Origin of the sequence: uncultured Candidatus Kuenenia sp., assembly GCF_900696675.1 — a bacterium.
Taxonomy (GTDB): domain Bacteria; phylum Planctomycetota; class Brocadiia; order Brocadiales; family Brocadiaceae; genus Kuenenia; species Kuenenia stuttgartiensis_A.
Genome location: NZ_CAADGZ010000157.1, coordinates 1 through 6,685, shown reverse-complemented (window position 1 = coordinate 6,685; position 6,685 = coordinate 1). Strand labels below are relative to the sequence as shown.

General features: G+C 39.0%; 3 protein-coding genes. 1 reads left to right on the top strand and 2 read right to left on the bottom strand.

Annotated features, from left to right (window positions below; translation table 11 throughout):
• Positions 1-738: 738 nt before the first annotated feature.
• Positions 739-1,119, bottom strand: coding sequence for an RNA-binding protein (locus tag QZT26_RS15620; RefSeq protein ID WP_099324528.1), 381 nt, complete (start codon positions 1,117-1,119; stop codon positions 739-741).
• Between the two features lie 552 nt (positions 1,120-1,671).
• Positions 1,672-3,897, bottom strand: coding sequence for a transcription elongation factor GreA (greA, locus tag QZT26_RS15615; RefSeq protein ID WP_099324529.1), 2,226 nt, complete (start codon positions 3,895-3,897; stop codon positions 1,672-1,674).
• A gap of 394 nt (positions 3,898-4,291) precedes the next feature.
• Between greA and QZT26_RS15610 the strand changes: the two genes are divergently transcribed.
• Positions 4,292-5,620: a glycerate kinase gene (locus QZT26_RS15610; RefSeq protein ID WP_164994557.1), complete on the top strand. Its 1,329-nt coding sequence runs from the start codon at positions 4,292-4,294 to the stop codon at positions 5,618-5,620.
• The last annotated feature ends 1,065 nt before the right edge of the window (positions 5,621-6,685 follow it).

Genomic DNA, 6,685 nt, shown 5'->3' with positions numbered 1-6,685 from the left:
AGTCATTTTCGTAAACAGCAGTAAGAGCGATTCCGTACTTGGAGGGGTATTCAAAACGTGAAAATGTAGATATTTTTGCGACCGGAGATATTTTGTCCTTGACAAAAGCCTTCTAATGAGTGAACCCGCGAATGTAGTTTCCATTGCCATTACGTTCCCAAACAGATACTTCACTATGTTCAGTACAAGGTTTGAGAACGAGTTGTGCTTCGGTAGTTTAATAGATTACGCTGAATAGTTACCAAATTTTAGAAGAAATTACCGATGAACAACAGATTGCGCAGATTTCATTGGTAAAAATACCGGCAATCATTCTGTTTTTTTCCGTTAGAATGGTAGGAAATGCCTTTGTATCAGTATGTAGCGGCAATTCGAGAATTGCCGCTACACTGAATATCACTCTATTATTACGGGAATGCTAATAAAACAAAACTACTAAAAAATATCGAGCTTTCCTGACAATTTGATGCGTTTTTTAGACGAATTTGAAGCGACCCAGGCCATTATACGTCAACATCGATGTAATCATGATCGGTTTTTTACAATACGGGAAGTTGCTATTATGAAAGCAGGGGCTTTTTTGAGCAATTATCTCTTTCTGTGAATTTGATACTGCAATGGTATTGTGAATACAAAGAGGAATCATGCCACGGCCTTTATTATTTTGCAAATGTGTGGCTTGTACTTATAGAACCGAAAGTGCATTATTCCTCTTTGCCCCCAATAGGTAAATCAATTTTACCAGGGCCTTCCGCCACCACTTCTACCACCACCACTACCGCCGCTTCTACCGCCGCCACTTCTGCCGCCACCGCCACCGCTTCTACCGCCGCCACTTCTACCTCTACCACCACCGCCGCCTTGCTTACGGTCATCAGTACGGGGAAGCGCCTCATTAACATTCAGAACCCTTCCATTTAAATCTTTGCCGTTGAGACTATCTAGCGCAGCCTGCGCTTCTGCCCTTGAGGGCATTTCTACAAATCCAAATCCTCTGGATTCTCCGCTGAATTTATCCTTAATGATTGTTACGGACGTGACCTGCCCAAACTCCTCAAAAACCTGTTTCAATTCTTCCTCTGTTGTTTGTCGTGCCAGGTTGCCGGCGTAAATATTCATGTTTCTATCCTTTCTTTTAGGTATTAATAACAATATTTTATTTGGTGTATATTTGCGTTTGAGTAAATCAGACCTATGGATGTTTCAAGTTATTTTATTTCTCCCCCTTTCCTGTTTTTTCAGAAGTTAGGCAAACTTCCGTAATTTCATACGTAGTATAATGCAAGTTTGTAGCATATGCAACAAAGTTATCGTGATTTTAAGCATGGCGGTTGCTTCTTTCAGCATTTGGTAACGAACCAATTACGCATGCATTATACATTACTCCCTGACCTGAACGCTCAATTCTTTTACATTGCGTTCTCTATTATATCCGTTGTAAAGTGTTCACAATGCAGGCCAAATTTTAGAGGGAATTTAAGGGGGGGGTTTTAATACAAATGTAGAGATGTACGGCTGTGCGTCTCTACTCTATAAAACCCGGAATTCTGTAACACTTTAGTTTTTTGAAAAATTCCAATAATCGCGGTATTTGCCCGCATAGTGTAGGGGCGAAGCATTTGCTCGTTTGGGCATGAACGCATTTATTTATAGCAAATGCTTCGCCCCTACTTATAATGCCTTTTCTATTTTTATAATATCGCAAACTATCTCGTTTTCCGGAAGTTGGATAGTGACCGTCTCACCTGTTTTTTTATTCAACAAGCCTTTTCCGATTGGCGACAGATAAGAGATAATATTTTTGTCAATATCAGCATCCCAAGGGCCCAGCAGTGTATACGTTTCCGTGGTTTCTTTGTCCTTGTTTTTAATAGTTACTTTTGTGCCTGGCGAGACGATATTCGTTTTTACGGTATACGGCTCGATAAAAACTATCTTTTGCAAGTCAGCCTTCAATCGTTCCGCCTTTTCGATCAACTGTGCCTGTTTTTCACGCGCCGCCTGATATTCTGCGTTTTCTCTGAGATCACCGCGACTGATAGCCTCTCCAAGGTCGCGCGCATTTTCAGCAAATTGAATATTCATGATGTTGTCGAGTTCCTTCTTCTGCTTTTCGTATCCATGTTTTGTAACATAGATTTTATTTTCATCCAAGGTGAGTATTTCCGGCTTTTTAATCATCTCGGGAAAACGGTCGCGAATAACGCTTTCAATGGAAATTTTAAACCAATCTTCAATACATTTACTGCCCGAAACTACATTATACATGCTGGCTGCATTGGATTCGGTCAAATGGTTTATGGCATGATCGGTTCCTTTTTCCTCTAACAGGCCTTTGATTTTATTAAATATCGATCGGATATTTCCGTCACGTCCCTTTTGCATTTTAAAGTAAATATTATTTATCAGTTCGATTAGTTGAATGAAAAGTGTTCCGGAATTAATATTCGCATAAAGATCCGGGAAACGTCCGTAAAAATTGTTTCTGCAGAACCAGAAATAGTGTTCCGGGTATGCATTAAACTGTGAAAATATTTTTTGCGAAACACTATTTAATGAATCCTGCTTGTTCTCATTAATAAGTTCCTTAATTATAAACTCCCAAAGATGGCTATTTTGGTCAAAAAATAAGCTGGCAAATTCATTTTGCCAATGTTCCGGGTATATTTTTTTGATTCTGTGAAGAACATGTTTTTTATACTCTAATATGCATATGTTACCGATTAGTTTTGATAAATTGTCGGAGTTTTTTATAACGGTTTCAATCATATCCTTGTAATTTGCAGGGCATTCGTTCAGCATAATTTGCACTTGTTCGGCAAGGAGAAGGCATTCAATAACGGCGGAAGGATGTGTGTCCTTTAATTTTTCAGCTTCTTGCGTAAAGAGTGACTTGATTTTCTGTAAGATTTCTTTGCATTTTTCAGTATTCTTTCCTCCCTCGGCGAGGTATTTTCGGGCTGACTCGATTTCTTTGTAAATTTCCCCGGATTGAGTGAGCGTATTAATAATTTCCTGATGCGGCGTCAATGGTTTTGTCCTGATTTCCAGAAGGGCAGTGGTTGGCGAGCCTTCGGTAAACTGGAGGTACGGGTCTTTTAGTATCAGTTTTTTCGTCTTTGTCCACCATTTGCTCCATGCGGATGGCGGCAAGAGTCCTGCAAGGAGTTGTTCTTTTATATTGTTTAACGTAGCCTTGCCATGAAAATGTTTTAAGGTAAGCCTGATCAAACCCACAGGATCTTCATCAATCATTTTGTTCAAAATGTCTTTTTGGCAATACACCATTGCCCGCAAACTATCCTTTTCCAGTTTTTGTAAAATATCAGAAGCAATCTCTAAGGCAATTCCATGGTTGTTTTTCTTCTCAAAATCAATATAAATCTTCTCTCCCTCAGGATCAAAAGAAACTACTTTGCCAACTCCCCAACTCTTATGATATACGTAATCCCCTTGTTCAAACATAAAATACTTTTCCAGCATTTTGAGAGATGCGGCAGTCTCCGGGGATGTTTCTATACTGGATTTACTAATGAATAGGCTTGCATAGGGTTTTTCTTTGTAGATATTGGCGTAACAAGCGGCAAATTTTGGAGCAAGTCCTTTTTCCTTCGGAAAATATTTCAATATATATTTCAAAACTTCCAATAGATCATTATACGCATTTTTCTCGTTATAGTAAGATTCCAACATAATGAGAAAATCATGTGCAAATTTCTTTTCCTGTCTTATAAGTAAATTGATAATATGCAAGAGCGGTTTTTTGTCATCAATTTCCGATTCTACAATGCCTAGCCATTGCTCTTCAAGTTTATCGTATTGCTCTGTATTAACTAAGTGTTCCAGCTCGGTATGCTCCATAATAGTATGATTTATCGCGGAAAGTTCATTGGACATTCTCGGTTCTCCTGGTTTACGGATTTTATTGTAAATACTCTACTTTAGTATTTCGGCAACTTTGTTTGCGACCACACCACGTGGCGGCGCGAGGCGTTTACTGATGTTGCATACCGGTAGAGCCTTATGTTTTCGGCGGCAAATGCTTCGCCCATGCAGAGAAACAGCTATTCATTTACGAAAAAACGTATCCCCCCGTTTTTCGCGGGAATGATGCTTTAGTGCTTTTCGGGTGAAAGTGCTATGTATAATAATATTGACAATAGACATTTAAATCAATATGTTATTTTTTCTGAAAGCAAAAAAATCCGTTGATTGCCGGTAAAATGGTTTCATTAGCAGGCATTAACGCAGGGATATGTTTTGCAAAATGTATTTATTAGAGGAGACGATTATGAATACCGCAGAATCATTAAGAAAAGATGCGTTGCAAATTTATTTTGCTGGTTTACATGCTGTCGAAGCCGATACATGCATACGAAAATACATGGCGGTAAAGGAGAATAGTCTAACTATTGGAGGAAAAACGTACGACCTTGGCAAATATAATAATATTTATCTTACAGGGTTTGGAAAGGTGAGCGGGTTTATGGCTGCGGCAGTGGAAAAACTGCTGGGGGATAAGATAAAAAAGGGCATTGTAAATGTTCGTTATGGTTATACTACACCTTGTAAATATGTCAAACTTAATCCCGCAGGACATCCTATTCCAGATTCTTCAGGCATTAATGGCACAAAAGAAATCATCGATATTGCAAAAGAGGCAAATGAAGATGACCTGGTGTTTTGTTTGATTTCCGGCGGCGGATCAGCGCTGTTTGAATTGCCTTATGCAGGGATTTCCCTTGAAGAAATCAAGGAAATTACTGCTTCGTTATTGAAATGCGGCGCTACTATTGATGAAATGAATGCCATCCGTAAACATCTTTCTCTTGTAAAGGGGGGACGTTTTGCAGGCTTGTGCAAGGCGGAGATGATATCTGTTATATTGTCAGATGTAATAAATGATCCTTTAGAAACGATCGCTTCCGGAGCGACCTCGCCGGACCCCAGTACTTTTCAGGACTGTGAATGGATATTGAACAAGTATAATTTACATCATAAGATTCCCGTTTCCATACAGCAACACATTCAAAACGGGATCCACGGCTACGTGGAAGAAACGCCGAAGCCCGGCGATAAAATATTTGACAGGGTAAGCAATATTATCATCGGCAATAATCGCACGGCACTGGCTGCGTCGAAGGAAAAAGGAGGACAACTGGGGTATAATACGCTTATTTTATCTTCCTGTATAAAAGGCGAGGCCAGGGAAATAGCCAAGGTTTTTGGCGCAATTGCGCGGGAAATTCATGCTTCCGGCTGCCCTGCCGAGCGCCCTGCGTGTATTATCGCAGGCGGGGAGTCTACCGTAACAGTAAAAGGCAATGGTTTAGGCGGAAGGAGTCAGGAATTTTCCTTGTCTGCGGCAATAGAAATTGATGGATTAGCGGATACCTTAATATTAAGCGCGGGAACGGATGGAATGGATGGCAACACTGAAGCCGCAGGGGCAATGGTAGATGGCACTACCATTATAAATGCAAAGAGTAAAAAATTACATCCGGAAAAATATCTTCTTAATAACGATTCATTCTCTTTTTTCAAAGAGACAAATGAGCTCATTGTTACGGGTCCTACGAAAACAAATGTGATGGATGTTATGTTGCTGCTGGTTAAATAGTAAAGCAAGGATTTTCCATTTTTTGTAATAGTTCGGCCCATTCCACCTTACCCAATTATAACACTCATGGTTTAAATCAACCGTTTTCTGAAGCAACCAAAGATATCAAAAACACCATCCACACAATCTATAAAAGCTGTACATTTCCTATTATTAAATAGTTATGAAATACTTTTTCCGACAAATATTTTTAGGCATGCTATGTGCGAATAACTTTACACATCTAAATTATTTATTATGAATACTTTGTTCATGGTGAATGTTTTTTGGAACTAATAATACGCCGGGACCGGCTTAAAAATGTTTTAGTAAACCGTAATATTATTATTTTAATCGTAAAGCAGCATGTGTAGTCAAATGAATTGAATTTTAGAAAGGTAAGCACTCATACCGTGCTTAAAATTAAGAAATTTCGCAAGGGCAAGACTTTTCGAAAAAGGAAATTTTTTGGCTGTAATAAAGAAAATACCTGGCATTTTTGGCGGTCCCGGCCCAATTTAACCAAATTAGCCGGAAATGGTGCGTTTTTTTATTTCAATGTCGTGAAAGATTTGCGGAGCTAATATATGTGCTTTTATTCAGTTAAATTATATTGCACATTTACGGACTATTGTGTATGCCTTTTTTATTTAATTCCGACGGAATCTGTCAAAACCTTGCGGTAAATGGGGAGTTGCAAAAAGAGGGGCCGGAGTTGTGTTTTAAGGAAGCAAACCTTTTACCACGTACACGGTAATCTATATGCCTGGCAAATCTTTTTAAAAAAGCTAAACTATTACGTTTTTTGAGAGATGAATAATTAGTACCTTAGCAGTAATTTCTTGTAACTATTCAGCGTAATCTATTAAACTACCGAAGCACAACTCGTTCTCAAACCTTGTACTGAACATAGTGAAGTATCTGATTGGGTACGTAATGGCACTGGAAACTACATTCGCGGGTTCACTCATTAGAAGGCTTTTGTCAAGGACAAAATATCTCCGGTCGCAAAAATATCTACATTTTCACGTTTTGAATACCCCTCCAAGTACGGAATCGCTCTTACTGCTGTTTACGAAAATGACT

Coding starts and splice junctions, on each gene's coding strand:
- greA (WP_099324529.1), bottom strand. CDS start 3,897: ATGTCCAATGAACTTTCCGCGATAAATCATACTATTATGGAGCATACC.
- QZT26_RS15620 (WP_099324528.1), bottom strand. CDS start 1,119: ATGAATATTTACGCCGGCAACCTGGCACGACAAACAACAGAGGAAGAA.
- QZT26_RS15610 (WP_164994557.1), top strand. CDS start 4,292: ATGAATACCGCAGAATCATTAAGAAAAGATGCGTTGCAAATTTATTTT.